Here is a 24,215-nt window from a genome sequence, read left to right as displayed (position 1 = left end):
CCTATTCGGCCGCCGTCGCTGCCGCCTCGCCGGATGCCAGGGCCGCGATCTGATCTGCGATCGCATCCCGCGTCTCAGCGTCGAGCCCGTCATGAAGGCCGATCACCACCAGCCGCGTCTCCCTGGTCTCCTCAGGGCGCCAGGGGCGGTCGTAATAGGTCTCGATCCGCTGGCCGACGGCCTGGACAACGAGGCGCATCGGCTTGCCGGGAACGGCGGCAAAGCCCTTGAGGCGAAGGACGTCGTGGCTGGCGATCAACTCGCGCAGGCCGGCCAGGAAGCTCTCGGTTTGCTGGACAGGGCCGGCCGTCGCGACGAAGCTTTCGAACTCGTCGTGATCATGGTCGTGGTCGCCGTCCTCGTGCTCCATCTCGTGATGCGACTTTCGTGACGCGATCAGGTCTTCCGTGCCGGCGGCAATCCCGAGAAGCACGTCTGCCGGGAGCTTGCCGTTCTCGGCGGCGATGGTCTTCACCGGGCGGGCGCTCGCCTTGCTCGTTTCCTGGCGCACCCTCTCCAGCGTGTCGCGATCGATCAGATCGGCCTTGTTGAGGACGATGAGATCGGCGGCGCGGATCTGGTCCTCGAAGAGTTCTTCCAGCGGGTTCTCGTGATCAAGGCTTTCGTCGGCAAGGCGCTGGGCGGCGACCTTTTCCTCGTCGTCGGCGAAGCGGCCGGCGGCAACGGCCGCTGCATCGATCACCGTCACGACGCCGTCGACGGTCATCCGGGTCTTCACCTCCGGCCAGTTGAAGGCGGCGACCAGAGGCTGGGGCAGGGCAAGACCCGAGGTTTCGATGACGATGTGGTCCGGCAGCGCATCGCGTTCCAGGAGCTTGGTCATGGTCGGGATGAAATCGTCGGCGACGGTACAGCAGATGCAGCCATTGGTCAGTTCGACCACGTCGTCCTCGCTGCAGGTCTCGATTCCGCAGCCTTTCAGAATGTCGCCGTCGACGCCGAGATCGCCAAATTCGTTGATGATCAGCGCGATCTTCCGCCCGCCCGCATTTTCAAGGAGATTGCGGATCAGGGTCGTCTTGCCGGCACCGAGAAAGCCGGTGATGACGGTGGCGGGGATTTTCTGGTTGGGCATGAATGCCTCCGTTTGTGGTTGGCGAGCGGCGAGGCTCAGCCTTTCATCTTGAGGGGCAGGCCGGCGGCGACGAACCACACGGTCGAGGCCAGTGCCGCGATCGTCTGGTGCAGTCGACCGGCGTGATCGCGAAACTCGCGGGCCATTCGGTTGTCCGGCACGATGCCGAGGCCGACTTCATTCGAGACCAGCACGACCGGCCCGGCTAGATCACCATCCAGCGTTTCGGCAAGCCGAGCGGATTCGACCGCGATGTCGCGATCCTCAAGCATCAGATTGGTCACCCAGAGGGTGAGACAATCGACGAGGATAATCCGGTCCGCTCGCGCCTCTCGCCCAAGCGCTTCGGGGAGGGCCAGCGGTTCTTCCACCGTCCACCAGGCGTCTCCGCGCCGGCCGCGGTGATCCGTGATCCGCGCTTCCATTTCCGCGTCGTAGGCGCGGCCGGTCGCGAGGTAGACCGGCGACAAGCCGCTGTCTTCGACGAGCCGTTCGGCGAACGCGCTCTTGCCCGAGCGGGCGCCGCCCAGGATCAGGGTGACGTCCGTCGGCGCGCCCGTGCTCATCCCTCTGCCCGCAACATCCGGTCCTGGGCGAAACCGACGGAAAGCCCGATCAGAACCCAGAACAATGCGCCCGTGGCAAGCGAGGCCACGGCGAATTCGGCCGCGAGCGTCGGCGGAATCGGACTGGACAGGTCGGCCGGATGGGGCGCGGCGAAGAGATGCGGGACAACGAGGAGCGCAACACCCGCAACCCGCAGCGCCGTTTCGCGCCGGAGGATCAGGCAATAGAGCCCGATCGCCGTCAGTCCGACGGTCATGATCCACCAGGTCTGGCGCAGCGTGAGATCGGCAGCCGGCATGGCCGGCAGTTCCGGCGGCAGGCCGAGGGCCGGCGCAAGCGCCACCGCGCCAAAGCCGGCAAGGCCCCAGAGCGCTCCGTTTTGAGCCGTGATCCGCCGCCCGGTCAGCATCGCGACCGCTGCCAGCATCAGCGCAAAGCCCGCGCCGGTGACGATGTTGGCGGCCAGCGTGCCGAGAAGGCGGCTCTCGAAGAGGGCAGGGTTGGCTTCTGCTCCGCCGGCCGGCACGTGGGCCAGGATCACCTTTCCGTCGACCCCATGCGCCGAGGCCGAGGAGACGAGCCCCGCGTCATGATGATGCGCCGGCTCGATGCCGGGTCCGCCATTCTCATAGGCTTCGGCGTGCAGGATCAGTGGCACGACCCGCATATACTGGATGGGCGTCATGACGACGCCGACGAAGAGCCCGGCCACAAGCGTGGCGAGCAGAAAACGAACGAGCATGGTTTACCCCCTTGCCCGGCTGTCGGCAGCCGGCCGTTTCGAATCGAACGAAGGCCGCTGATGCGGCCGTGCCGATCTCAGTGGCAGGGAAAACCGTTGGCATGGCGCACGTCGTGGGTCGTGGCATGCAGGGCGTCGGAGTGGGCAAAGCCCGCACCCCAGACGAAGAAGGCGCCGAGAACGAGAGCGAACACGCCGGTGGCAAGGCGCGTGCCGGAATGAAGACCGGCAATGGAACGGGTTTCAGTCGTCATATCAACCTCCGTGACGACAGCCTTACGGCTGGTTTGATCAGAAGGTCGGCAGGTCTCCTGGCTCGCGGGTCGTCGGTCCTTGCCTCGCCTTCCCGAAGCGATGCTCCAGTGGCTTTCCGTCTCGAGCCTCGGCCAGCTGGCCGTGGGTTCGAATTCGGTGGCAAGACCTCGCCGCTCTACAGTCGCGGGGTCGGCTGCGATAAAGGTCCCCGGCTTGGGTCGGCCCTTCGCATTCCCTCTTCGCCCTCGCCGCTTCGCAGCTCGGGAACCGTCCTTCGGCCGGTGCGACATTCCATCGCTCCGGTTGGCGGCGAAACTAGCAGGTGATGCCCGGAGTGCAAGCGGTTTCGGGGCGCGCTCAGGGCAATCGTGCGGGATAAGGTGGCGGCGGCTGCTTCGGCGATCGCTCGCCCCGTTCGAACTTTTCAACGCAAAAGGAAAGGGCGCCCACCGGATCCACGGTGAACGCCCTTGTCTGAAGTCCCGGCCGCGCTGCCGCCGCACGGTCCGCTGCCGGGGCTCCTCGTTTCATTCCGGCTTAACGCGCGGCGGCCTCTTCGCAGGCCTCGACATGCTTGGCGAGTGCATCGGTCGGCAGGAAGCCGGCGATGGAGCGGATGTCGCGCTTCTGGAATTTCGGCATCTTCTGCAGTTCCTGAAGCCGGGAGATCAATTGGGCTCGGCTCATCATCATCTCCTTTTGAAGGATACCGCCCGGACGCCGTGGCGTCCGCAGGCGGCCATTACCGTGGGCCTTGGGTCAGGCCGCGCGGACGCTTGCGGTCACGGGAATCTCGATATCGACCTCGAGGGTCGAGACGTTCTCGCCCCGTTCCATCGTGACGTTGACCTTCTCGCCATCGATCTGCACATGCTTGGCAATGACAGCGAGGATCTCTTCGCGAAGCAGGCCGACGAGATCGGAATGACCCACCGTCGCGCGTTCGTGGGCGAGCAGCACCTGCAGACGCTCGCGCGCCATCGGTGCCGTGTTTCGCCTGTTCAGGAAGCTGAATAGGCTCATGCGGCCCTCCGACCGAAAAGCTTGTTGATGAAACCGCGGCGTTCGCCCGGAATGGTCATCGCCACCTGCTCGCCGGCGAGCCGGCGGGCCGCATCGCGATAGGCAAGTGCGGGAGCACAATTGGTGTCGTTCAGCGTCACCGGCGCACCGAGGTTCGAGGCGCGCAGCACGTCCATCGATTCGGGGATGATGCCGAGAAGCGGGATCGACAGGATTTCGAGAACATCGTCGACCTTCAGCATATCGCCGCGCTCGGCCCGGTTGGGGTCGTAGCGGGTCAGCAGCAGGTGCTTCTCGATCCGCTCGCCGTCCTCGGCCTTCTTGGTCTTGGCGTCGAGCAGGCCGATGATGCGGTCGGAATCGCGCACCGAGGAGACTTCCGGGTTGGTGACGACGACGGCGATGTCGGCATGGCGCATGGCGAGCGTGGCGCCGCGCTCGATGCCGGCCGGCGAGTCGCAGATGATCCAGTCGAAGCTCTTGCGCAGCTCGTCGATGACCTTCTCGACGCCCTCGGCCGTCAGATTGTCCTTGTCGCGGGTCTGCGAGGCGGGCAGGAGATGCAGCGTCTCCAGACGCTTGTCGCGGATCAGCGCCTGGGAGAGCTTGGCGTCGCCCTGGACGACATTGATCAGGTCATAGACCACGCGGCGTTCGGCGCCCATGACGAGGTCGAGATTCCGCAGGCCGACGTCGAAATCGACGACCACCGTCTTTTCGCCCCGCTGGGCGAGCGCTGCGCCGAGCGCGGCCGTGGAAGTGGTCTTGCCGACGCCTCCCTTGCCGGAGGTCACAACGATTACTTTCGCCATTTTCGTCTCCTGCCTGCTGGCCGGCCAAGCGGCCTCAGGCCAGTTTCTCCGCTTTGATGGTGTCGCCTTCGAGCCAGACCGTGACGGCCTGACCGCGATATTTGGGGTCCATGTCGTCGGGCATCTTGTAGAGCCCGTCGATCGCCAGAAGCTCGGCCTCGAGCTTGCGGCAGAAGATCCGGGCCGACGCATTGCCGACCGAGCCCGCCATCGCCCGGCCGCGCAGCGTGCCGTAGACGTGGATCGAGCCGCCCGCCACGATCTCGGCCCCCGAAGCGACGGAGCCGAGGATGGTTACGTCGCCTTCCGGGAAGATGATCGACTGGCCGGAGCGAACCGGTTCTTCGATGACGATCGAGGAAACGACACGGTTCGTCACCTCGGTGCGCTCGGCTGCTTTCGGCGCTGCCTTGGGCTCATCCGACGCTTCCGACGGCGCGGCCTTCTGCTCAGCCGGTGCGGCCGCTTCGGGCTCGATGTCGCCGGCCGGGCGGCCGCCCTTCATCGCCGGCGGCATGTTGGTGCCGAGGATCGAGGGACGTGCGCCCTCGATGCCCATGACACGAACGCCGCGCTCGCCGAGTTCGCCGAGCAGATCCTTCAGATCGTCCTGGGTGAGGTCGAGCCCGTCGACGTCGAGCACGATCGGCCGGCCGAGAAAGAAGCCGGTCGAACGCGCGGCGAGATCGTCGAGGCGTTCGAGCCAGTTGTTGAAAGGCAGTTCCGGCGACAGCACGATCGCAAGGAAGGATCGTCCTTTCAGGCGGATGGGGCGGGTGTCTGTTAGGGTCTTCGTCATCGTCCAGCGAATTGGTGTTCGAGGGGCTCTGATCAGCCGGTTAACAATGGTTAACGGCTGGAGCCTGCGCCGGGCTGACTGGAGAGGGCTCTCCGGTGGGCGGGAAGCCGTTGCCAGTCAACGGATATACGCGTCGCTGTGGGGCGCGTGGGGGCGAAGGACGGTGCCGATGATCAGGACGATAGATGTGATCGGGCGAAATCCGAATTGTCGGCGTTGATCGAGGCCGCAGCAAACGGCGAGCCGTGGATTATCATTCAGGATCGAAAGTCGGCCGCCGTCCGGTTTCCGTCGAAGACGCCAGACGGCTCTATCCGGTCAGATCAGGAGATCTCGTCGACTGTTTGAGAACATTCCCGGGGGATGGGCATCGAGCGCGATAGGCGACCGGTACAAGTTGTTGATTTGTGAGCTGAAGAGATTTCCAGGAGCAATATTGTGAGATGGGGCTATGGCCCCAAGCGATCACTTCGCTTCGCAAGGGGAGCGAACGGAACTGTCTTTGCTCTTGTTGCCCGCGCCGGAGCGCCCTCGCCCTTCGACAGGCTCAGGGTGAGGGCTACAGCTAGGTCGGTTCAGATCGCCGCGCGGCTGAATGGGGGCGGCCGTCAATATCGTCCCATCCCCAACACCCTCATGGTGAGCCTGTCGAACCACGAGGGCTCCAGAGCGCACCAATTGTCCTGGGCGCCCCCGCATCAATCCACGAAAGCGCGTTCCACCACGTAAGTGCCGGGCTTGTTGTTCGCCCCTTCCTCGAAGCCGCGATCCTGCAACAGGCCCTCGATCTCACGCAACATGGCCATCGACCCGCAGATCATCGCGCGGTCGGTTTCCGGGTTCAGCGCCTCGATGCCGAGATCGGAACAGAGCTTGCCGCTTTCGATCAGCTTGGTGACGCGTTCGCCCTTGGGCTCGCCCTCGCGGGTCGCGCTGGCATGGAAGAGCAGCTTGTCGCCGACGAATTCGCTCATCAACTCGTCGGTCTTCGTGTTTTCGACGAGTTCGCGGCCGTATTTCAGCTCCGCGTCGAGCCGGCAGGTCTGGGTGAGGATGACCTGATCGAACTTCTCGTAGGTCTCGGGATCGCGGATCACCGAGGCGAAGGGCGCGATGCCGGTGCCGGTGGAGAACAGGAACAGCCGCTTGCCGGGCTTCAGCGCGTCGAGCACGAGCGTGCCCGTCGGCTTCTTGCGCATGAGCACGGTGTCGCCCGGCTGGATCTTCTGGAGATGCTCGGTCAGCGGGCCGCCCGGCACCTTGATCGAGAAGAATTCGAGTTCCTCGTCCCAGGAGGGGCTGGCAATCGAATAGGCGCGGTAGACCGGCTTTTCGGCATTGGGCAGGCCGATCATGACGAACTCGCCGGAGCGGAAGCGGAAGCTCTGGGGCCGGGTCATTCGAAAGGCGAAGAGCCGGTCGGTGTAATGCGTGACCGAGGTGACCGTCTCGGCGAAGACGCCGGCCGGGATCGGAAACGCGGTCTCCGGCTTTGCTTCGGCGACAGAACTCATCGAACTTCCTTTCCCATGCCTGCAGTTGCGGCCGGCGGAAACGGGCCGCTCCCATGAAAAGCCCCGCGACACTGGCGGGGCGCACATGCCGAGGGCTGCACGCGGCAGACGACGGCTTCGCGTTTAAGAGAAACATAGTTGCTGCAATGCGGGATCGCAGCATTCGATGTTCCAAAAAATGGGGCTTGCGGGATAATTCTTGTCGAAAAGCGCCGCCATGCCAGAGAAATCCGGCATGGCGGCAATGATTGCTGTCAGGCCGCGGCGTCGATCCGGGCTTCGTCCTTCGGCTTCGGAATGTAGTTCAGGACCGGAGCGAGCCAGCGCTCGACCTCTTCCACCGACATGGATTTGCGCGTGGCGTAGTCCTCGACCTGATCGCGCTCCACCTTGGCGACGCCGAAATAGTGCGCATCCGGATGGCCGATATAGAGCCCCGAGACCGACGAGCCAGGCCACATGGCGAGGCTTTCGGTCAGCTTCACGCCGATCTCCTTTTCCGCATCGAGAAGTTCGAACAGGGTGAGCTTCTCGGTGTGGTCGGGCTGAGCGGGATAGCCGGGGGCCGGGCGGATGCCGCGATAGGGCTCGGTGATCAGCTCTTCCGGCGAATAGTCCTCGTCGGGCGCATAGCCCCAGAGCTCCTTGCGGACGATCTCGTGCATGCGCTCGGCAAAGGCCTCGGCGAAGCGGTCGGCCAGCGCCTTGACCATGATCGAGGCGTAGTCGTCATTGGCCTTGGCGAAGCGGTTGGCGATCGCCTCCTCCTCGATGCCGGCCGTCACGCAGAAGCCGCCGACATAGTCGGGCTTGCCGGAATCCTCGGGCGCGACGAAGTCGGACATGGCGAGGTTCGGCCGGTCGCCGCGCTTGGTCAGCTGCTGGCGCAGCGTGAAGAAGGTGGCGAGTTCGTCCTTGCGGCTCTCGTCGGTGAAGAGACGGATGTCGTCGCCAACCGCGTTGGCCGGCCAGAAGCCGACGACCGCCTGCGGCTTGAACCACTTTTCCTCGACGATCTGCTTCAGCATTGCCTGGGCGTCGTTGAACAGCGCGCGCGCAGCTTCGCCCTGACGCTCGTCCTCGAGGATCGCCGGATAACGCCCTTTCATCTCCCAGGTCTGGAAGAAGGGCGTCCAGTCGATGTGGCTGGCGAGATCGGCGAGGTCGAAATCCTTGAACACGCGGGTACCGAAGAAGGATGGCGCCTTGGCCTCGAAAGCCGACCAGTCCGTCTTGAAGGCGTTGGCGCGCGCGGCCGCCAGCGTCAGGCGCTTCTTGTCGCGCTCGGACTTCTCATGGGCCTCTGCGACCTTCTTGTACTCCTCGCGGATGCCCTCGATCGTCTTGTCGCGGGTTTCCTCCGACAGGAGATGCGAGACGACGCCAACAGCGCGCGATGCGTCGGTCACATAGACCGACTGGCCCTTCTGATATTGCGGATGGATCTTCACCGCCGTGTGGACGCGGCTCGTCGTCGCGCCGCCGATCAGGAGTGGGATGTCGAAGCCCTCGCGCTCGAGTTCCGACGCCACATGGACCATCTCGTCCAGCGACGGCGTGATCAGGCCGGAGAGGCCGATGATGTCGACCTCTTCCTTCTTCGCCGTTTCGAGGATCTTGGCCGCGGGCACCATGACGCCGAGATCGACGACCTCGTAATTGTTGCAGGCCAGCACGACACCGACGATGTTCTTGCCGATGTCGTGGACATCGCCCTTCACGGTCGCCATCAGCACCTTGCCGGCGTTCTTGCGGGCCTCGCCGCCGGCAAGCCGCTTCTCCTCCTCCATATACGGCATCAGATAGGCGACCGCCTGTTTCATCACGCGGGCGGACTTCACCACCTGCGGCAGGAACATCTTGCCGGACCCGAACAGGTCGCCGACGATGTTCATGCCGTCCATCAGCGGCCCTTCGATGACGTGGAGCGGGCGCTCGGCAGCGGCGCGGGCTTCCTCGGTGTCGTCTTCGATATAGTCGGTGATACCGTTGACGAGGGCATGGGCGAGGCGCTCGTTCACCGGCTTCTCGCGCCAGGAGAGGTCCTTTTCCTTGGCCTTGCCGCCGCCCTGGCCCTTGTAGCGTTCGGCCAGATCCAGAAGCCGCTCGGTCGGGTCGATGCCGTCTTCGCGGGTGCGGTTCAGGACCACGTCCTCGCAGGCTTCCCGGAGTTCCGGATCGATCGTATCGTAGACCGCGAGCTGGCCGGCATTGACGATGCCCATGTCCATGCCCGCCTGGATGGCGTGGTAGAGGAACACGGCGTGCATCGCCTCACGCACGGCCTCGTTGCCGCGGAACGAGAAGGACAGGTTCGAGACGCCGCCCGAGATGTGGCAGTGGGGCAGGGTCTCACGGATCGTCCGGGTCGCTTCGATGAAGGCGACGCCGTAGGGGTTGTGCTCTTCGATGCCGGTCGCGACGGCGAAGATGTTGGGGTCGAAGATGATATCCTCGGGCGCCACTCCCGCTTTCTCGGTCAGAAGTTTGTAGGCGCGGGTGCAGATCTCCACCTTGCGCTCGTAGCTGTCCGCCTGGCCCTTTTCGTCGAAGGCCATGACAACCACCGCCGCGCCGTAGTTCTTCACCAGACGCGCCTGTTCGAGGAAGGCTTCCTCGCCCTCCTTCATGGAGATCGAATTGACGATCGCCTTGCCCTGGACGCATTTCAGGCCGGCCTCGATCACCTCCCATTTGGAGGAGTCGATCATGATCGGCACCTTGGCGATGTCCGGCTCGGCGGCGACGAGGTTGAGGTAGTCGACCATCGCCTGCTTGGAGTCGATCAGGCCCTCGTCCATGTTGACGTCGATGACCTGGGCGCCGTTTTCCACCTGCTGCCGCGCGACCTCGAGCGCGGTCGGGTAGTCGTTCTCCTTGATCAGCTTGCGGAAGCGCGCCGACCCGGTGACGTTGGTACGCTCGCCCACATTGACGAAGGGAATGTCCTTGGTCAGCGTGAAGGGCTCGAGGCCCGAAAGCCGCATTTTGGGTTCGATCTTGGGGATCTGGCGCGGCTTGTAGCCCTCGAGCATCCTGGCAAGCGCCTGGATGTGGTCGGGCGTCGAGCCGCAGCAGCCGCCGATGACGTTGACGAGGCCTTCCTTGGCGAAGATCTCGACCTCCTTGGCCATCGCCTCGGGGCTCTGGTCATATTCGCCGAATTCGTTCGGCAGGCCGGCATTCGGATAGGCGCAGACGAAGGTGTCGGCGACGCCGGAAATCTCGGCCAGGTGATCGCGCATCGCGGCCGCGCCGAGCGCGCAGTTGAGGCCGATGGTGAAAGGCTTGGCGTGGCGCACCGAATGCCAGAAGCCGGTCGGCGTCTGGCCGGACAGGGTGCGGCCGGAAAGATCGGTGATCGTGCCCGAGATCATGATCGGCAGGCGCACGCCCTTTTCGGCGAAGATCTCCTCACATGCGAAGATCGCCGCCTTGGCGTTCAGCGTGTCGAAGATCGTCTCGATCAGGATGATATCGGCGCCGCCGTCGATCAGACCGCGCAGCTGGCCGCCATAGGCCTCGCGCAGATCATCGAAGGTGACGGCGCGAAAGCCGGGATTGTTGACGTCCGGCGAGATCGAGGCGGTGCGGTTCGTCGGGCCGAGAGCGCCCGCGACAAAGCGGCGGCGGCCGTCGGTCTGTTCGGCGCGAATTGCCGCACGACGAGCCAAACGGGCCCCGTCGCGGTTCAATTCATAGACCTGATCCTCCATCTGGTAATCGGCCTGCGCGATCGTCGTGGAGGAGAAGGTGTTGGTTTCGAGGATATCCGCGCCGGCCATCGCATAGGCGTAGTGGATGTCCTCGATCGCCTTGGGCTGGGTCAGATTGAGGAGATCGTTATTGCCCTGGAGATGGCACTCGCAGGCGCCGAAACGGTGGCCGCGAAAATCGTCCTCGCTGAGGCCGAGGAGCTGGATTTCCGTGCCCATCGCGCCGTCGAGCACCAGGATCCGCTCGGACGCGGCCTTCTTCAGCGCTTCGGCTGCTTCGGCCGGATGACGTCCATCGGTAATCGGTCCGAAAAGCTGGTCGGTCGAAGAGGTCATGTTGATCGCATATCCTTCTGGCTGCCGGCCTCAATCACATAAAGATATGCTTATGTCAACAAATCGGCTGGTCTTGTGGCGTCGCGGCGGGCCCGATTTAGAGGGCTGTCGAGCGATGCGGCAGCTCTCGAGATCCGGGTATTCGTTCCCTGCGGTGGCTTCGGGAGAGCGCACTCAGGACGCAAAACAGGGAATAACCCCTGCTTGTATCAATCGAAACAATTGCTCATAGGATCAATACGATGAAGGACATCGTGCTGATCGGCGGCGGCCACGCCCACCTCTTCGTGCTCGAGGCCTTTGCGCGCCGGCCGCTTGCCGACGTGCACCTCACGCTCGTCGCGAAGGAAGCTATGGCGCCCTATTCCGGCATGCTGCCCGGGCGGGTATCGGGGCAGTATCCGATCGATTCCGGCGAGATCGACCTGGCGCGCCTCGCCAAGGGAGCGGGCGCACGTTTCATCCACGCGCCCGCCACCGGAATCGACCGTGCGAACCGGACAATCCAACTGGCCGGCCATGACCCCATCGGCTATTCGCTGCTTTCGCTCGATGTCGGCATCGTCCCGGATGTGTCGAACATCCCTGGTGCCGAGGACCATGGGTTGATCGTCAAGCCGATTTCGGTCTTCCGGTCGAAGTGGGAGGCGCTTCTCGATGGTGCGCGGGAGGGAAAATTGCGCCATCTCGTCGTGGTCGGCGGGGGACCGGCCGGTTTCGAGCTTGCCCACGCCCTGCGTCGCCGCTTTCGTGAATGTGGTGCTATCGGGGACATCGCGATTGCGCTCGTCGCCGGTCGGAGGTTCCTGGCCGGATTGCCGGAACACGGCCGCAAACTCGCCCGCCGCTCTCTCGCCGAAGCCGACATCACGCTTTACGACAAACTCCGAGCCACGCGCATCGAACCGGACGAGGTGATCCTGGAGGGTCGTCAAGCCATCCCGGCGGACGCTGTGCTGGTGACGACAGGCGCCAAGGCGCCGCAGTTTCTCGGCGCCTCGGGTCTCTCGGTCGACGAGCGCGGCTTCATGCGGGTTCATCCCACGCTGCAGGCGGAAAACGACGACCGGATCTTCGGCGGGGGCGACTGTGTTGCGTTGATCGGTCAGGAGCGACCGAAGGCGGGTGTCTTCGCCGTGCGCGAAGGTCCGGTGCTGGCCGATAACCTTCGCCTTGCCGCATTGGGAGGGGTGCTTCGGCGCTACGACGCCCAGCGCGAATATCTGATGCTGCTCGCGCTGTGGAACGGAGAGGCGATCGGAGCGCGAAACGGTCTGGCGGTGCGGTCCTCCTATGCCTTCCGTCTCAAGGACCGCATCGACCGGCGCTTCGTCGACCGCTTTGCCGCGATCGGGTGAGGGCCCAGCACTTCGTCTAGGCCGGCAGTCGGATCAGGGCCCGCAAGCCGCCCAGCCGGCTTTCCGACAAGAGGATGTCGCCGCCATGGGCGCGGGCCGTATCGCGGGCGATGGCAAGACCGAGACCGGTACCGCCGACATCGATGTTGCGGGCGACGTCGAGCCGCACGAAGGGCTTGAACACCTCCTCGCGCTTGTCCGGTGCAACGCCGGGCCCGTCGTCTTCGATGGCGATGCTCAGCCATCGCGAGTCATGATTGGCGGTGATCCGCACCGTATCGCCGTGGCGCAGCGCATTGGCGACGAGGTTGGTGACCATGCGCGTGAAGGCGTCGGGGCGTACCGTGACCCGCGGATCGCCGCTCAGCTCGTAGTCGAGCGACTTGCCTTTCAGTCTGGCTTCGCTGCGAAATCTCTGGAACAGGACCTCCAGATCGATTTCGCTCACATCCTCCCCGACCTCGCCCTTGGCGAAGGCGAGATAGCCTTCGAGCATCCGCTGCATCTCGTCGATATCGGAGTTGAGTTCGTCCTGGTCCTCCCCCTCGCCGAGAAGGGCGAGCTGGAGCCGGAACCGGGTGAGCACCGTGCGCAGATCGTGGCTGACGCCGTTCAGCATCTGCGTACGCTGCTCCATCTGACGCTCGATGCGGTCGCGCATCTGGATGAAGGCGAGGGAGGCTCGGCGAACCTCCGAAGCCCCGCGGGGACGGAAGTCGGGCGGCATCGGCTTGCCGCGCCCGAACCCTTCGGCGGCGGCGGCAAGCGCCTGGATCGGGCGGATCTGATTGCGCAGAAACAGAATCGCGATCACCAGAAGGACAAGCGACGTGCCGACCATCCAGACCAGGAAAATATGGGTATTCGAGGCGTAGGCGGAATTGCGTGGCGCGAAGACGCGCAGCACCCCCTGGTCGAGAAGGATGCGGATCTCGACGATCTTGGAGTTGCCGACCGTGTCGATCCAGAAGGGACGGCCGATCTTGTCGGTGATCTCGCGCGACAGGATGCCGTCGAGGATGTTGAAGAATGGCTTCGGGGCGGGCGCCGGCAGGGGCTCGGCGGGCAGAAGCGCGACATTGAGGTCGAGTCGTCGCTGGGCGATCCGCAGAACATCGTCGAGGTCGTCCTCTCCTGCGTGGAGATTGACGAGATCGACGACGGCCGCGATGTCCTGGACCACCGCTTCCGACAGCCTCTGGGTCACGAGCTGCCAGTGGCGTTCCATGAATACGACGGTCACCACGCACTGCAGAAGCACGACGGGGGCAATGATGATGATCAGCGAGCGGGCGTAGAGCCCCTTCGGCATCACCCGCTGGACGATGCGCGGGACCGGGCGCAAGGGTCCGCGCCAGATGTCGAGCCGGCTCGGCCATCTTGTGCCGCGCAGCTTTCTCGAGAATTTCTGGAATCGCGTCCCCTGGAGCCGATCCGTCAGCGCCTTCAGGCGCGCCGGCGGCTCTGGCCAACTCTTCGGGCTGAATATTCGCTCGATCAGGGACATGGCTCGACGCTTAGCACGATCCGCACCCCGTCGTCCGCCTCTCCCGTTTAAATCCGGGAAGGAGACGTTACCGATCCTCAGTCGATGTTCAGCCGGTAGCCGATGCCGCGCACCGTCTGAAGCCAGAGCGGATTGGTCGGGTCGGATTCGATCTTGCGTCGCAGCCGGTTGATCTGGACGTCGACGGTGCGCTCGCCCACTTCGCTTTCGTCGCCCAGAAGCTCGAGCCGGGGGATCGTCTCGCCGGCCTTGGCGGCGAACTGGCTCATGATCTCCTGTTCGCGTTCGGTCAGCCGGATCACTTCGGACCCCCGCTTCAACTCGCGCCGCGACAGGAAGAAGGTGAAGGGCCCGAAACGCACATGCTCCAGCTTGGCGACCGGCTGCGAAGTGCCGCGCTTCAGGATGTTGTTGACGCGGAGGAGGAGTTCCCGCGGGTCGAACGGCTTGGGCAGATAGTCGTCGGCGCCGGCCTCCAGCCCTTCGATCCGGTGCTCGGTTTCGGAGCGCGCGGTGAGCATGAGGATCGGCGCCTCGCGGGTCTTGCGGATGGCGCGGACGAGCTCGACGCCGTTCTCGCCCGGCATCATGACGTCGACGATGATGAGGTCGAAGTCGAGGCCGCCCAGGATGCGCCGGGCCTCGGCCGCGTCGGCCGCCATGGAGACGCGGAAGTGCTTCTCGGCAAGAAAACGCGACAGGAGTGAGCGGATGCGTCGATCGTCGTCGACGACGAGAATGTGGGGCGCGTCATCCCCCAGCGCGACGGGAACGTTCTCGAGATCGGTCGCGGTTTCGCTCATGCAGGGTCTTTCCAGCTGATGTCCTTGCGAAGGAACCATTCGCGCGCGGACTCGCGATCATTGGCCATCGAGGCCAGAAAGGTCGCGATCGGTCCGAGATCCTCGGCGCCGGTTTCCGCCAGCGCCTGGTCGATCCGCCGAACCTGGGCGCAGGAGAGCTCGACGGCGAGTTCTCGGCCCTTCATGGTGGGGTAGAGACGCCGCTGCCGCCGATCCTCGTCGCCGGGGATCTGGCGAATGAAATCCTCGTCGATCAACTGTCGCAGCACGCGCGACAGCGACTGCTTGGTGATCTGGAGGATTTCCAGGAGCTCTGCGATCGTCAGGCCCGGCTCGCGATTGACGAAATGCAAGACGCGGTGATGGGCGCGTCCGAAGCCGTAGCGCACCAGGATGGAATCGGCGTCCGCCGTGAATTCGCGATAGGCGAAGAACAACAATTCGATCATGCGGAAGTCGAGCGCGCCGAGCGTTGGAAGCGGATCGCGAACGACTGCGACGTCCGTCTCCTCCTTGGTCGACTCGGCTCGGACGGCGGTGGTATCCATGAGATAGGTCAGCACCATTGACGTAATTTGCGTTTATTGTTACACAGGCTTTCAGGAAGTGGAAACAGGCGCTCGCCGAGCGCTGGCAATAAGTTTCCCTCGTCCGACCACGCGATTCGTGGCTGTTTTGCGTTAAGTGTGGTGCAGCATCCAGGACCAAATCTAGGGAGAGCGCCCGGCAAGTGGCGCGAGTGAGACGATGAGCGCGGTTCCTTTCGATCAGCGAGACGGCGAAATCTGGTTCAATGGCGAGTTTGTCGCCTGGGCGGACGCCAAGATCCATGTGCTGACCCATGGCTTGCATTATGCGAGCGCCGTCTTCGAAGGCGAGCGCGCCTACGGCGGCGCGGTGTTCAAGCTGCGCGAGCACACCGACCGGCTGATCGAGTCCGGCCGCATCCTCGGTTTCAAGGTTCCCTATTCCGCCGACGAGATCGACGCGGCGACGGAGGAACTCCTGCGCCGCCAAGGCTTCGCGGACGCCTATGTCCGCCCGATCGCATGGCGCGGTTCGGAGATGATGGGCGTTTCGGCCCAGCAGAACCGCATCAACGTAGCGATCGCCATCTGGCAGTGGCCGAGCTATTTCGATCCCGAGCAGAAGATGAAGGGCATCCGCCTCGACCTCGCCGAGTACCGGCGTCCCGATCCGCGGACCGCGCCGTCGAAGTCGAAGGCCGCCGGGCTCTACATGATCTGCACGATCTCGAAGCACGCGGCCGAGGCGAAGGGTTACGCCGACGCCCTCATGCTCGACTGGCGCGGCCAGGTCGCCGAGGCGACGGGCGCCAACGTCTTCTTCATCCAGGACGGGGTCATCCACACGCCGAAGCCCGACTGTTTCCTCGACGGCATCACCCGCCGCACGGTGATCGATCTGGCGAAGCGCCGCGGCATCGAAGTCGTGGAGCGGGCGATCATGCCGGACGAACTCTCCGGCTTTTCCGAGTGCTTCCTGACCGGTACGGCGGCCGAAGTGACGCCGGTATCGGAGATTGCCGACTGGCGCTTCACGCCGGGCGAGATCTCCAAGTGCCTCGTCGAGGATTACGTGGCCGAGGTGACGCCGAAGCGTGCCGCGGCCGAGTAGGGCCGGGTCTGTCACGCGGCTGCGCCCGAGAAGGTCCTTTCCGGGCGCCCGCCTTTGCTTTCCAACAAGACGATCGAGCGGCTGATCCATGATCCCTTGGGAGCATCTCGGCACGGCACGGATTCCTGGCGAAGAAGGCGAACTTCGGCTTATGCGCCGAGGCTCGGAGTTCTCCATCATGCTCGGCGCCAACGAGCTGATGAACTCTCGGCTCAGCGGCTCGGAAGAGGCACTGGCGCGCCTGGCGCTCGAGCTGATCCCGGATCGTGACCGGCCCGGCATCCTGATCGGCGGGCTCGGCATGGGGTTCACGCTCCGCGCCTTGGTCGAGCAGGCTTCTGCGAAGGCGCGCATCGTGGTGGCCGAACTGGTGCCCGAGGTGATCGACTGGGCGCGCGGCGAGATGGCCGCGATCTTTGCGGGCGGGCTCGACGATCCCCGCGTCTACATCCGAAACGCCGACATCGCGGACATCATTGCGGCGGCTGACAGGGAATTCGACGCAATCCTCCTCGACGTCGACAACGGTCCGGAGGGGCTCACCACCGAGGCCAATGACCGGCTCTACGACGTCCCGGGACTAGGTCAGGCGCGGCAGGCCCTGAAGGACGGCGGCGTGCTAGCCATCTGGTCGGCCCATCCCGATCGCGGCTTCACGGCGCGGCTCGCACAGGCCGGTTTCGCCGTCGAGGAGCACAAGGTTCGCGCGAGTCGTAAGGGACGCGGGGCCAAGCACGTGATCTGGACGGCGAAGAAGGCGGAACGCTGATTCCGGCCGCGTCTCGGTTGCGGGCGGTGGCAGGCGGCGCCACCTGTCCTATGCTGGAGGCCCATCCAGCCTGATCATCCGCCCGGAGGCCTGATTGACCCGACTCAACGCTCAGATCGTTCCCGTCACCGTGTTCCAGCAGAATTGCTGCATCCTGTTCGATGCCGACGACAAGGTCGGCGTCGTCGTCGATCCGGGCGGCGATGCCGATCAGATCGCGGCCGCCGTGAAGGAACTGGGTATTTCGCTCGAAGCGATCTGGCTCACGCATGGCCATCTCGACCATGCCGGCGGGGCGATGGATCTGAAAGCTCTCACGGGAGCGGAGATCGTCGGACCCCATCGCGACGACGAATTGCTTCTGAACTCGATCGAGGAGCAATGCCGGATGTTCGGCGTCGGTTCCGGCATGAAGAACTGCACGCCGGACCGCTGGCTGGAAGAGGGCGAGACGGTCGGCTTCGGCGAGCACAAGTTCGAAGTCTATCACACGCCGGGCCATGCGCCGGGCCATGTGATCTTCTTCAATCGCGAACTGCGCTTCGCCCATCTGGGCGACGTGTTGTTCTCAGGCTCGATCGGCCGCACGGATCTGCCCGGCGGCGACCACGACACGCTGATCCGCTCGATCCACGAGAAAGTCCTGCCGCTCGGCGACGATGTCGGCTTTCTCTCCGGCCACGGCCCGGGCAGCCGGATCGGCGACGAGCGCCGCACCAATCCGTTCATTCGCTGACCCGGCGCGCGGCGACCGGTTATTTCTGCGACACCGTCTGGTTGTCGGCGCTGTAGCTGTAGCCCTCTGCGATCCGGATGATCTTGGCGCCACCGCGCCAAAGGACTTCGATCCCCGAGGCCGGCATCGGCCGTCGGTCGAGGCGCTCGCTCTCGACATGGATCAAGCGAGCTTCCACCGGTAGCGGAACGGAACTGGCGTTATCCAGACCTCTCTTGGTCGGCAGAGACTGAAACGACGAGCGCCCGTCATCGTCGTCAAAATCGACCGTGACGTAGGTGATGGAGCCATGGTCACGCCAGCGGGCCGGCGCGGGCTTGTCATGCCGCCAGTGACGCTTCGCGCTGCGCTCGCGGAGAAATACCGGACGCGGCGTCGGCGTCACGGTGATGGAGCCGCCGTCTTCGAGGAACTCCTCGCGCCCGCCGTCGGAATAGATGTCGGGATCGGTGCCGACCGCGTCCTCGTCTACCGGCACGACGCCATTGAGGCGATCGATGCCGCTGCGGATCTCGCCGCCGTCTTCGAGGAACTCGCCATCGTCACGGGGGCGGGCGATCTCGGGGGTGAGGCGGATACTGCCCCCATCGCGCAGGAACTCTTCGCTCCCGCTGATCGGATCGCCGGAATCCTGCGCCGCTGTGGGGCCGGCCAGGAAAGGGTTCGCGAGGCCGAACACGCCGAGCGCGGTCGTGGCGGCGAGCAAGAGGCTACGGGACATGCGATACTCCTATTGGCTTCGAATGTCTGCGTTCCAGCGGCTCGCAGCAGCTTTCATGCCAGAATTTCCGTGCCGATCTGGCACAGTCCGGCCGCTTCAGAAGCGCGCCCGGACTGCGCCGTTAACGATTTCGTAACGATATAGGACGCCTGTGCGGAAATGACCCCTCAACCAGCTTGGCAGCGGATTGGTCGCTGCGGTCAGGGCCTTGGCAGCAGCCCACCCTTGGCCGTGGGGTTGGTCCTTGGCACGAGGCATTCTGGCGAGAGACGACCAGCGAACACATCGCCTTGATGGCGTTGGCTTTTCGAATTCCTGCATCAGATCAGACGATTGGGTGAACGCAATCTCAGGAGTCATCCCCATGCGTTGGATCATCGTCGCACTGCCGCTGGCAGCGCTCGCCGGCTGCAATACCGCAACGCCTTATCCGAATGGATCGCCGATCGCCGGCGCGCGCGTGTCGGCCAATCCCTACCAGCCCGGAACCGACAGATATTGTCGCGAATACGCCCGCCAGACGGCCGCCAACGACTATCAAGGGCGGGTCGACCGGTCGGAAGATTCCTTCGGCGCCCGCGCGATCAAGGCACAGAGTGCCCGCCGCGACGGAGGGCGGGCCTATCGCCGCTGCCTCGCGCGGGGCCGCTGAGCCAGCCCGCCTTCAGGATCGGGTGAGCGGAATTGCCCTTGCGGCAAGGGGGCGGTAATGACGGATGGCACGTTTCGAGTTCGCCGATGCACGAGGCTGCCATGCGCTGGATTTTCGCCATCCTTTTCGCCTTGGGCGCCGTTGCGCTGTCAAGTGACGCCGCCCGAGCCCAGGCTTATGCCCAGGAATGGCAGGCTTCGGTGGAACGCTGGCTCTACGGTCTGGAAAGCCGCACGGCGACGGCCGAATGCGTCGACCGGCTGAAGAACCGGGCGATCACCTTCATCGGGATCGCCGAGGACGAGCCGCGTATCGGCAGCGGCCGGCGGCGCGACCTGAACAGCCTGATCGCGGCCGCGATCCCCGACAAATACACGCCGCGGCTCGGCCGTGCGTACCGCCAGATGGTCGAGGGCATCCTGCCGCAGCGGGCGAGTTCTGCTTCGACCGCGCAGGCGCTGAAGGATTTCTTCGGCTCCGACATGTTCCTCACCGTGGAGCCCGAACGCCGCCTGCCGGAAATCCTGAGGCTCTATCTGGGCCTGACGATCCTCGACCCCGAGACCGGCCGCATCTGCGCCACCGAGACCGGCCCGACGCTCACCCTCGACCTCAACCGGCTCGGCGTGGCGGAACTCTCCGACACCTTCTCCAGCCGCGAGTTCTACGATGTGGACGGGGCTCTGCGTGAAGCCTCGCTCAAGGCGATCGCGCGGCTGCAGCAGCATGGGCTGCTCAAGGACACGACGATGCCGCTCGCCTATAGGGTGACCGCAGATGTCGACGCGTCGGAATGCCAGCTTGCCCGCTCGATCGACGACACCTTCAACAGCGCCTACACCGAACTCTCGGGCAGCCGGCAGCAGCGTATCAATGAAACTGTCGGGGCCACCGCCTGGCCTCTGCTGCGGCAATTGCCGGCGGGCGAGGACGGGTCGGGCGATCCGGCCGCCGAAGGCGTGTTTCTCGACATCGCCGTTGCGCCCGCGCCGGAAGAGCGCCTGGACGGCGCGGGAGAGTCGCCCGCGAGTTCGGCAGTCCTGAAGCTCGACGTCTCGGCGCGCCATGCCAACGGCACTAATATCGGCCGCTACAGCTATCGCGTGGTGGTGCCGCGCAGCGAGGTGCGCAATTGCCTGCCCGAGACGGTGGCGAGCAACGACGCGATGGAAGAGGAGGGGCGCGCCGGGGCCGGCTGCGCGGCCCTGTTCGAGGTCGCGCGCGGGGCCGGCACAGTGTCGGCGCTCCGCGATTTCATCGCCGGCAACGCCATGTGCCAGGCGGAGGTGCGCCAGGCCGAGCTCGTCCTCGACAGCGCCGCCTCAACCTGCGCGACAAGGGCCGAGACGGCAGAGCCGGAAGTCGCCATCGCGATGCTCGACCAGTGCGCCGCCGATTTCTCCGGCAGCCTGCGCCACGAGATCGCCCTCAATGCCGCGCGCGACCGGGCCGTTCTGCGCCAGAAGCAGGCGGATGCGGAAGCCGACCGGCTGCGCCGCGAGGCGGAATTGCGCGAGAAGCTGGAAGAGGAATACAAGCGCCGCCTGGCCGAGATCGAGGAGCGCCTCGACGCTGAGCGGCGCCAGCGCGAAGAGGCCGAACGCCGCGCGGCGGAGGCCAGGGCGAACGATCGCCGCGCCTGGAGCGAGCCCCAGCCGGCCCGCGACCGCCGCCCGCGCTGCGTGGTCGCCGACCCGACCAACACGCCCTTGAATGTGCGCACCGCGCCCGGCAACAAGAGCCGGATCATCAACACGCTGCGCGACGGGCACGTGGTCGTGGTCCTGAGCGAATATCCGAACGGGCGGCCCTGGGCGCATGTCGCCGAACCGCTGGCGAATGGCGGCGTTCGCGAACTCGGCTGGGTGTATCGTCCCTATATCCGGTGCTAAGAGGACGCCCGGGCATGAGACCCGATTCCCGAATCGGGTTTCATGCACCAGTCCTTTGTTTTCGCATCGGATTATCCGAAAACCGGTACGCACTTTTCGCTCCGATGCGCCCTTGTGTATCAGATGCACCATCAAACCGGTAGGCTAAGCAGTGGCATAGCCTGATAATGGTGTATGATTTCCCTCACGATATACGGCTTTGTCCGAAAGCGCCGCGACCTCGCTACAGAATGCGCCTGCCTTGAGAAGCGGATCAGCGAAATCGACGCCGAATTGAAAGCGGTAGACCATATACTGTTGCTCGTGGGCTTTGTCGGCAATCCGGCCGACCTCAGAGCCCGCCAAAAGCATAATCGGGTATTCAGGCGCGGCGAACTGCGCAAGCTCATTCTTGGCGCTCTCAGGGACGCATCAGGCCCATGAGTATCGCTCAGATCGCGGACGCAATTGACGATGGCCGCACCGATTGGAGGACGCTGGTGAATGGTGTTGGGTCGGCCTTTCGCAGGCAGACGCAATCTGCCTTGGTAGAAACGACGAAGGACGAGCGCGGTGCCGTGTTTCTATTCGCTTGTGAGGCGGCAGCGGTAGGCTACAAATGGCAAGCTCCCCCAAGCGGGGCCCAAGACCATAGTTGCCGAATACAGCTTTGATGAGCATGAGCTAAATCGAGCGGTAATCGATGTCGATAATTTCCTCTCAACCCCCGATTACGCTTGAAAGTGCCAAGCCAAATCGGATTGAAAAAGAAGTAATGTTATTTATGGAACAGGCCAACAAGGGCCTCGGAAGGGAAGTGGCAGGAGTGGGGATAAGGGTGTTATCTCGGAGATATCAGAAAAGCCTGTTCCAGTTTGTTTCCGAAAGAATTTTCAGGATCTCAAGGACAGGATGACGAAGGAAGCAAACCCAATGACAAGCACTTTCGTCGTTGATGTGCATGTCCAATATCTTGGCGATGATCCGAATCCAAAAGGGTACATCGTAACGGATGTCAATAAGGCTATTTCGAGTGACGATGCCTAAGAGTCCGTCCGGCGAGGGTCATGATGCCCTTGCGAGCCTTCGGATAAGGATCATGACGGAGGCCGGCGTAGAGGAAGGCTTTTGCAGAAGCGATGGTGGCCTCGGCATCTTTCCAGAGCCGCCGATTCCGACTGATCCATCCGAAGAAGCGTTCGACGACCCAGCGTCTGGGATGAACGGCAAAGCCGACCTGGTCAGGCGGTTTTCGGACGATCTCGATATCGATCAGGGTCGCCATTTTCGTTGATCGCCAGAATAGGCCATGTCGGCAAAGGCTTTCTCGACGAACGGATAGGATTTCCGCGAGACTTTGAGGACCGGAACGGCCCCGTTGCGATCCTGAACGTCGGCAGGCTGGGGATCAATAACAAGGGCTCGGCCATCCGTATCCACCATCGCTTGGCGTTTGCGTCCTTTGACTTTCTTGCCGGCGTCATAACCTCGGGGCCCGCCGCTTTCGGTGGTCTTGACGCTCTGGCTGTCGAGCACGGCAGCGCTCGGCGAAGCATCACGGCCCAGCTGCTCGCGGTCGGCCATCACCAGGCGATGATTGATGCCGGCGAATACGCCTTCGTCACGCCAGCGGCTGAAATGATCGAACACCGTGCTCTTGGGTGGAAGGTCTTTCGGGATCAGGCGCCAGGGAATGCCGCCGCGCAAGACGTAGAAAATCGCATTGACGATCTCCCGCATTGGCCATTTCCGGCGGCCGTCCCGTCCCCTTCGGTTTCGGCAGTTCCGACTCCAAGACTGCCCATTCGCTATCGGTCAGGTCGGTTTCGTAGCGCAGATGTTCGCGGTTATGCTGCGCGCAAGTGGTCGGGGTCCAAATGGCTCTTCCAGATCAGGCTTCAGAAGCCCTCTGGAATCATCGCCATCCCGGCCATTCAACACTTTCCGGACGGCCTCTAACTGGCTTGGTGCGTTTGCTATATACGGGCGGTCCGATGCTGTAGGTGCTCCCGCCGTCGATATTGCCAGGCTAGGGTTGTGCAATCGACTCCCTTACGTCATCCTGTAAGGGAGAGTGAGTTTTCGCTCTCATCTGTCTCTGGAGGGCAATGAAAACTTGGATTGGATCGTTGTCGGCGCGGGTTTCACCGGCGCAATCGTTGCCGAACGGATTGCCAGCGTCCTTCATAAGAAGGTGCTGCTTGTCGACCGACGCGGCCATCTCGCCGGCAACGCCTACGACTATGTGGATGAGGCGGGCAACATCGTCCACAAGCATGGTCCGCATATCTTTCATACGAACAGCGAGCACGTGCGGGATTATCTGTCGCAGTTCACCTCTTGGCGGCCCTATGTGCACAAGACTCTTGCGGCAGTCGAAGACAAGCTCCTGCCACTGCCGTTCAATCTCGATTCGATCAAGGTCGCCTTCTCATCCTCTTTTGCCGAACGGGTTTCCGCGAAGCTGATCCACACCTTCGGCTACGGCGCACGTATCACGATCTTGAAACTCATAGATCACGAGGACTCCGATATTCGCGAGTTCGCGAGTTTCGTCTATCGGAACGTCTACGAGAACTACGTGAAGAAGCATTGGGGCCTGCAGCCGCTCGATCTGGACGCATCGGTTCTGGCGCGACTTCCCGTCTCCGTCAGTTATGACGACCGGTATTTCCCAGATCGGTTTCAGGCCATGCCGGCGAACGGTTACGTGCCGATGTTCGAGCGCATGCTTGCGCACGAGAGGATCGAAATTGCCCTCAACACCGAGTTTGTGGATGCCCGCCGCGCTCATCCCGCAGCAAAAATTGTCTTCACCGGCCCCATCGACGCCTATTTCGATTATCGTTTCGGCGCCTTGCCGTATCGCAGCGTTCAGTTCCAGTTGCGGACCGTCGATCATCGGCCGGTTCAACCCGTCGGAACGATCAGCTATCCCAATGCGCCAGGATATACGCGCATCACCGATCTGTCCCATCTGACCGGGCAGGCCACACAGAGTGCGGTTCTCGTAAAGGAATTTCCGGAGGCCTACGAGATCGGGCGAAATGAGCCTTACTACCCGGTCCCGACGCCAGAGACGGCTGTCAGGCTGCGAAAGTACAAGGACGAAGCGCGCCAACTCGCCGGCAAGGTGTGGTTCGCCGGCCGCCTTGGCGACTATTCCTACTACAACATGGATCAGGCCAGCGGACGCGCCCTGTCGCTATTCGAGAAGCAGCTTGCGAGGGCCGCCTGAGGACCGGCGAAACGCAGTCATTAGGCTTGTCGTTCGGGTGCCGGCAACATCTGTCTGCGTCC

22 protein-coding genes, 1 pseudogene and 1 riboswitch are annotated in these 24,215 nt (G+C 63.8%); of the genes and pseudogenes, 8 read left to right on the top strand and 15 right to left on the bottom strand.

Annotation, left to right across the window (positions count from 1 at the left end; all coding sequences use genetic code 11):
* Position 1 precedes the first annotated feature (1 nt).
* The 10 genes from cobW to metH all read right to left on the bottom strand — a co-directional run bounded on the left by cobW (position 2) and on the right by metH (position 10,860).
* On the bottom strand, positions 2–1,096 hold the full coding sequence (cobW, locus tag MF134_RS17805; protein ID WP_255340829.1) for a cobalamin biosynthesis protein CobW: 1,095 nt from the start codon (positions 1,094–1,096) through the stop codon (positions 2–4).
* Positions 1,097–1,131: 35 nt separating this feature from the next.
* The gene (gene cobU, locus MF134_RS17800) at positions 1,132–1,662 is read right to left on the bottom strand and encodes a bifunctional adenosylcobinamide kinase/adenosylcobinamide-phosphate guanylyltransferase (protein ID WP_255340828.1); all 531 of its coding nucleotides are present in this window, start codon (positions 1,660–1,662) and stop codon (positions 1,132–1,134) included.
* Complete coding sequence (locus tag MF134_RS17795) at positions 1,659–2,405, bottom strand: CbtA family protein (RefSeq protein ID WP_255340827.1); 747 nt, start codon at positions 2,403–2,405, stop codon at positions 1,659–1,661. Before MF134_RS17795 ends, cobU begins: the two co-directional genes overlap by 4 nt.
* A gap of 77 nt (positions 2,406–2,482) precedes the next feature.
* Positions 2,483–2,659 (bottom strand): CbtB domain-containing protein, encoded by a 177-nt coding sequence (locus tag MF134_RS17790; protein ID WP_255340826.1) that lies wholly within the window; start codon positions 2,657–2,659, stop codon positions 2,483–2,485.
* Between the two features lie 30 nt (positions 2,660–2,689).
* Positions 2,690–2,947, bottom strand: a riboswitch (cobalamin riboswitch).
* Between the two features lie 250 nt (positions 2,948–3,197).
* Positions 3,198–3,347, bottom strand: coding sequence for a hypothetical protein (locus MF134_RS17785; RefSeq protein WP_255340825.1), 150 nt, complete (start codon positions 3,345–3,347; stop codon positions 3,198–3,200).
* A gap of 72 nt (positions 3,348–3,419) precedes the next feature.
* Complete coding sequence (minE, locus tag MF134_RS17780) at positions 3,420–3,683, bottom strand: cell division topological specificity factor MinE (protein WP_255340824.1); 264 nt, start codon at positions 3,681–3,683, stop codon at positions 3,420–3,422.
* Complete coding sequence (minD, locus tag MF134_RS17775) at positions 3,680–4,495, bottom strand: septum site-determining protein MinD (protein ID WP_255340823.1); 816 nt, start codon at positions 4,493–4,495, stop codon at positions 3,680–3,682. The genes minE and minD overlap by 4 nt, the downstream gene beginning before the upstream one ends.
* 34 nt (positions 4,496–4,529) lie before the next feature.
* Positions 4,530–5,294, bottom strand: coding sequence for a septum site-determining protein MinC (gene minC / locus MF134_RS17770; RefSeq protein WP_255340822.1), 765 nt, complete (start codon positions 5,292–5,294; stop codon positions 4,530–4,532).
* A gap of 698 nt (positions 5,295–5,992) precedes the next feature.
* Entirely contained in the window at positions 5,993–6,808 is an 816-nt protein-coding gene (locus MF134_RS17765; protein WP_255340821.1) for a ferredoxin--NADP reductase, read from the bottom strand.
* Positions 6,809–7,062: 254 nt separating this feature from the next.
* Positions 7,063–10,860 (bottom strand): methionine synthase, encoded by a 3,798-nt coding sequence (gene metH / locus MF134_RS17760; RefSeq protein ID WP_255340820.1) that lies wholly within the window; start codon positions 10,858–10,860, stop codon positions 7,063–7,065.
* Positions 10,861–11,102: 242 nt separating this feature from the next.
* On the opposite strand from metH, the gene MF134_RS17755 reads away from it, so the two are divergent.
* Positions 11,103–12,218 (top strand): FAD-dependent oxidoreductase, encoded by a 1,116-nt coding sequence (locus tag MF134_RS17755; protein ID WP_255340819.1) that lies wholly within the window; start codon positions 11,103–11,105, stop codon positions 12,216–12,218.
* A gap of 16 nt (positions 12,219–12,234) precedes the next feature.
* On the opposite strand, the gene MF134_RS17750 is transcribed toward MF134_RS17755, so the two are convergent.
* The 3 genes from MF134_RS17750 to MF134_RS17740 all read right to left on the bottom strand — a co-directional run bounded on the left by MF134_RS17750 (position 12,235) and on the right by MF134_RS17740 (position 15,076).
* Entirely contained in the window at positions 12,235–13,530 is a 1,296-nt protein-coding gene (locus MF134_RS17750; RefSeq protein ID WP_255340913.1) for an ATP-binding protein, read from the bottom strand.
* A 272-nt stretch (positions 13,531–13,802) separates the two neighbouring features.
* Positions 13,803–14,528: a response regulator gene (locus MF134_RS17745; protein ID WP_255340818.1), complete on the bottom strand. Its 726-nt coding sequence runs from the start codon at positions 14,526–14,528 to the stop codon at positions 13,803–13,805.
* Positions 14,525–15,076, bottom strand: coding sequence for a MarR family winged helix-turn-helix transcriptional regulator (locus tag MF134_RS17740; protein ID WP_457590020.1), 552 nt, complete (start codon positions 15,074–15,076; stop codon positions 14,525–14,527). Before MF134_RS17740 ends, MF134_RS17745 begins: the two co-directional genes overlap by 4 nt.
* 199 nt (positions 15,077–15,275) lie before the next feature.
* Here MF134_RS17740 and MF134_RS17735 point away from each other — a divergent pair, with 199 nt between their 5' ends.
* The 3 genes from MF134_RS17735 to MF134_RS17725 all read left to right on the top strand — a co-directional run bounded on the left by MF134_RS17735 (position 15,276) and on the right by MF134_RS17725 (position 17,671).
* A complete protein-coding gene (locus MF134_RS17735; protein ID WP_255340817.1) occupies positions 15,276–16,166 on the top strand; it encodes a branched-chain amino acid aminotransferase in 891 nt (296 codons plus the stop codon).
* A gap of 88 nt (positions 16,167–16,254) precedes the next feature.
* Positions 16,255–16,935, top strand: coding sequence for a spermine/spermidine synthase domain-containing protein (locus MF134_RS17730; RefSeq protein WP_255340816.1), 681 nt, complete (start codon positions 16,255–16,257; stop codon positions 16,933–16,935).
* Positions 16,936–17,029: 94 nt separating this feature from the next.
* A complete protein-coding gene (locus MF134_RS17725) occupies positions 17,030–17,671 on the top strand; it encodes an MBL fold metallo-hydrolase (protein ID WP_255340815.1) in 642 nt (213 codons plus the stop codon).
* 19 nt (positions 17,672–17,690) lie between these two features.
* Here the strand turns inward: MF134_RS17725 and MF134_RS17720 are convergent, their stop codons facing one another.
* On the bottom strand, positions 17,691–18,377 hold the full coding sequence (locus MF134_RS17720) for a hypothetical protein (protein ID WP_255340814.1): 687 nt from the start codon (positions 18,375–18,377) through the stop codon (positions 17,691–17,693).
* Between the two features lie 379 nt (positions 18,378–18,756).
* Between MF134_RS17720 and MF134_RS17715 the strand changes: the two genes are divergently transcribed.
* From MF134_RS17715 to MF134_RS17705, 3 genes are all read left to right on the top strand, one after another.
* Positions 18,757–19,044, top strand: a complete 288-nt coding sequence (locus tag MF134_RS17715) for a hypothetical protein (protein WP_255340813.1) — start codon at positions 18,757–18,759, stop codon at positions 19,042–19,044.
* A gap of 101 nt (positions 19,045–19,145) precedes the next feature.
* Positions 19,146–20,936: an SH3 domain-containing protein gene (locus MF134_RS17710; protein ID WP_255340812.1), complete on the top strand. Its 1,791-nt coding sequence runs from the start codon at positions 19,146–19,148 to the stop codon at positions 20,934–20,936.
* 174 nt (positions 20,937–21,110) lie between these two features.
* Complete coding sequence (locus MF134_RS17705) at positions 21,111–21,359, top strand: hypothetical protein (RefSeq protein ID WP_255340811.1); 249 nt, start codon at positions 21,111–21,113, stop codon at positions 21,357–21,359.
* 621 nt (positions 21,360–21,980) lie between these two features.
* Here the strand turns inward: MF134_RS17705 and MF134_RS17700 are convergent.
* Positions 21,981–22,794 (bottom strand): annotated as a pseudogene (locus MF134_RS17700) (IS5 family transposase).
* Positions 22,795–23,031: 237 nt separating this feature from the next.
* On the opposite strand from MF134_RS17700, the gene glf reads away from it, so the two are divergent.
* Positions 23,032–24,153 (top strand): UDP-galactopyranose mutase, encoded by a 1,122-nt coding sequence (glf, locus tag MF134_RS17695; RefSeq protein ID WP_255340810.1) that lies wholly within the window; start codon positions 23,032–23,034, stop codon positions 24,151–24,153.
* The last annotated feature ends 62 nt before the right edge of the window (positions 24,154–24,215 follow it).

The sequence above is a fragment of the Jiella marina genome (assembly GCF_024359545.1).
In the GTDB taxonomy this organism is placed as follows: Bacteria; Pseudomonadota; Alphaproteobacteria; order Rhizobiales; family Rhizobiaceae; genus Jiella.
The sequence above is the reverse complement of the archived record's forward strand: the minus strand, read 5'-3'. Positions and strand labels throughout refer to the sequence as shown.

What these genes read in the sequence shown, in the direction of transcription:
- MF134_RS17795 (WP_255340827.1), bottom strand. Translation starts at nt 2,405, where the DNA reads ATGCTCGTTCGTTTTCTGCTCGCCACGCTTGTGGCCGGGCTCTTCGTC.
- MF134_RS17745 (WP_255340818.1), bottom strand. Translation starts at nt 14,528, where the DNA reads ATGAGCGAAACCGCGACCGATCTCGAGAACGTTCCCGTCGCGCTGGGG.
- MF134_RS17785 (WP_255340825.1), bottom strand. Translation starts at nt 3,347, where the DNA reads ATGAGCCGAGCCCAATTGATCTCCCGGCTTCAGGAACTGCAGAAGATG.
- MF134_RS17740 (WP_457590020.1), bottom strand. Translation starts at nt 15,076, where the DNA reads ATGGATACCACCGCCGTCCGAGCCGAGTCGACCAAGGAGGAGACGGAC.
- MF134_RS17750 (WP_255340913.1), bottom strand. Translation starts at nt 13,530, where the DNA reads ATGCCGAAGGGGCTCTACGCCCGCTCGCTGATCATCATCATTGCCCCC.
- minE (WP_255340824.1), bottom strand. Translation starts at nt 3,683, where the DNA reads ATGAGCCTATTCAGCTTCCTGAACAGGCGAAACACGGCACCGATGGCG.
- minC (WP_255340822.1), bottom strand. Translation starts at nt 5,294, where the DNA reads ATGACGAAGACCCTAACAGACACCCGCCCCATCCGCCTGAAAGGACGA.
- MF134_RS17715 (WP_255340813.1), top strand. Translation starts at nt 18,757, where the DNA reads ATGCGTTGGATCATCGTCGCACTGCCGCTGGCAGCGCTCGCCGGCTGC.
- MF134_RS17765 (WP_255340821.1), bottom strand. Translation starts at nt 6,808, where the DNA reads ATGAGTTCTGTCGCCGAAGCAAAGCCGGAGACCGCGTTTCCGATCCCG.
- MF134_RS17790 (WP_255340826.1), bottom strand. Translation starts at nt 2,659, where the DNA reads ATGACGACTGAAACCCGTTCCATTGCCGGTCTTCATTCCGGCACGCGC.
- metH (WP_255340820.1), bottom strand. Translation starts at nt 10,860, where the DNA reads ATGACCTCTTCGACCGACCAGCTTTTCGGACCGATTACCGATGGACGT.
- MF134_RS17755 (WP_255340819.1), top strand. Translation starts at nt 11,103, where the DNA reads ATGAAGGACATCGTGCTGATCGGCGGCGGCCACGCCCACCTCTTCGTG.
- minD (WP_255340823.1), bottom strand. Translation starts at nt 4,495, where the DNA reads ATGGCGAAAGTAATCGTTGTGACCTCCGGCAAGGGAGGCGTCGGCAAG.
- MF134_RS17710 (WP_255340812.1), top strand. Translation starts at nt 19,146, where the DNA reads ATGCGCTGGATTTTCGCCATCCTTTTCGCCTTGGGCGCCGTTGCGCTG.
- MF134_RS17735 (WP_255340817.1), top strand. Translation starts at nt 15,276, where the DNA reads ATGAGCGCGGTTCCTTTCGATCAGCGAGACGGCGAAATCTGGTTCAAT.
- cobU (WP_255340828.1), bottom strand. Translation starts at nt 1,662, where the DNA reads ATGAGCACGGGCGCGCCGACGGACGTCACCCTGATCCTGGGCGGCGCC.
- MF134_RS17705 (WP_255340811.1), top strand. Translation starts at nt 21,111, where the DNA reads ATGATTTCCCTCACGATATACGGCTTTGTCCGAAAGCGCCGCGACCTC.
- cobW (WP_255340829.1), bottom strand. Translation starts at nt 1,096, where the DNA reads ATGCCCAACCAGAAAATCCCCGCCACCGTCATCACCGGCTTTCTCGGT.
- MF134_RS17730 (WP_255340816.1), top strand. Translation starts at nt 16,255, where the DNA reads ATGATCCCTTGGGAGCATCTCGGCACGGCACGGATTCCTGGCGAAGAA.